The sequence below is a fragment of the Kitasatospora phosalacinea genome (assembly GCF_000717185.1).
Lineage (GTDB): Bacteria > Actinomycetota > Actinomycetes > Streptomycetales > Streptomycetaceae > Kitasatospora > Kitasatospora phosalacinea_A.
Genome location: NZ_JNYE01000225.1, coordinates 1 through 2100, shown reverse-complemented (window position 1 = coordinate 2100; position 2100 = coordinate 1). Strand labels below are relative to the sequence as shown.

Here is a 2100-nt window from a genome sequence, read left to right as displayed (position 1 = left end):
CACGCTCTCCAGCGCCCTGGGCAGCGCCGTCCGCACCCACCGGCTCCCCTTCAACGCGGCCCAGCCCCTGCCCATGCGCCGGCCCCGCGCCGACGAGCGCGTGCCCTGGAGCGCGGAGCAGGCCGTCGACTTCCTCACCCACTGCCGCAACGTCGACCCCGCCTTCGCCGACCTCTTCGAGACCATCATCGGCACCGGGCTACGGCTGGGCGAGGCACTCGGCCTTCAACGTCCCTGCGTCCGCATCGACGACCGCGTCATGTTCAGTCCGCGATCGACAACCACGAACTCGTCCTGACCGCACCGAAGACGAAGAAGAGCCGCAACTGGGTGCCCCTGTCCGAGCGCGTCGCCACAGCCCTCCAACACGCCATGGACCGGAGCACCGCCACCATCAACAGCCACGTCTTCCAGGACGCCCACGGCAAGCCCCTCCACCCGACCGGCGCTTCCACGAGCTACGCGAGCAGGCCGGACTCCCCCACGTCACCATCCACGACCTGCGACACCTCGCCGCCACCCTCGCCCTGGAAGGCAACGTCCCCATGACCGTCATCTCCAAGACCCTGCGGCACTCCACCCTCTCCACCACCGCGAACATCTACAGCCACCTCACCTGGGACGTCGCCATGGCCGCAGTCCACACCATCGAAGCCAGGCTCTGCCTCGTCGAAGCCCGCGCCCAGTACGGCGCCGACGCCCTCGCCAACAGCACACCCCCGCCGAACCCGCTCTTCAGCCACGCGGCCTGACCACCACAGCGCCACGGCCGGCCCAGCAGGCCGAGCCGTTCACAACCGGCAGGACCGGACAACCGGCCACCCCGCCCACAGCTGCACCCGATAAACGTGCGGTCCGTCAAACACCTGACGCTGCAGGTACTTTCGGCATGCCATTTTCCCGCGAAACCGGGCCCATTTCCGCACCGAAGAGGCGACCGGCCCTCGATCGATGACACCCGAATGCCCGACCGAGTGGACAAACACCCCGCCACGACCGAGAAGAGGGCCCTCAGCCTGCACAGACGCCCTCAGCGAGATGACGTGAACGAGCGTTCACGACCACACTGCGACCACCAATGGAAAAGGCCGCCCCTATCACTCCGATAGGAACGGCCTCCGACCTGCGTAAACGCTGGTCGGGACGACAGGATTTGAACCTGCGACCCCTTGACCCCCAGCAGGAAAGGTTTCCCTATTCCTGCCTGAATTGCGCTCACATGCACGTCGTGCGTGTGCAGATGAGCGCGCTTCGCGCACCTTGTGCGACGGCGCGCATGACGTGTGGTCCCCAGCTGGTCCCCAGCTCAGGGGCTTGACGAAGGGTCCGGGCGGCGTCCATGTCTCTAGGGTAGCGCCGCCCCGGCCACAGATCCAGTGGTTCCCGCGGACCATCCAGAAATCTCCCGGCAGTACGTCGATGGCCGCCGATGAGAATTAGGCTGAACCGGCCGAAGGGCAGCCATAGAACGGCCGTTGGAAATCCCAGGGCCAGCCATTCCCCACAGGCCCACGAGAATTCTCGACGCTCGCCGTGGCGCACCCCGAAGACCCGTGCGAGACCCGCCACCACCGCACCATGCGTGCTCCGGGGTGTACGAGCCCAACAACCCACAGCCGACCAGCAAACATGTACTCCCGGTCCGCAGCCATTCGTCGCGCGGTGACTCCTTGCGGACCGATACCGCGCGATCAAGCAGCCCTACCCGCCATCCGGCGGGTTCGCCAGCCGGGCGGAGGCGGCCCGGGAGATGGCGCGGGTGCTGGATGCCGAGTACCGGGGCGTGTACGAGGACCGGACGCTGCGCGTCGGGGTATTCCTGTACGAGTGGCTGGAGGCGAAGCGGCCGGCGCTGGCACCGAACACCTGGGCAGGCTACCGGGCGTGCATCGAGCGCGACCTGGTCCCCGCGTTCGGCGGCATGGTGCTCCTCGACCTGCGACCCAAGCACATCGACGCCTGGGTTGGCGCGCAGCTCGCCGCCGGCCGCGGGAGCACCATCGTCCACCACGCGGTGGCCATGCTGCGAGGCGCCCTGAACCACGCGGTACGGACGTGGCGGCTGCGCTACAACCCGGCCAAGCACTCCGTCCCGCCCAA

General features: G+C 68.0%; 1 protein-coding gene and 2 pseudogenes. All 3 read left to right on the top strand.

The annotated features are described in order from the left end of the window. Positions 1-298: pseudogene (locus OO57_RS46595) on the top strand (hypothetical protein); the annotation flags it as partial. Between the two features lie 28 nt (positions 299-326). Further along, positions 327-752 carry a tyrosine-type recombinase/integrase gene (locus OO57_RS46590; RefSeq protein ID WP_081974240.1) on the top strand — a complete coding sequence of 142 codons (426 nt, stop codon included), beginning with the start codon at positions 327-329 and terminating at the stop codon, positions 750-752. Between the two features lie 1007 nt (positions 753-1759). After that, positions 1760-2100: pseudogene (locus OO57_RS37665) on the top strand (hypothetical protein); the annotation flags it as partial.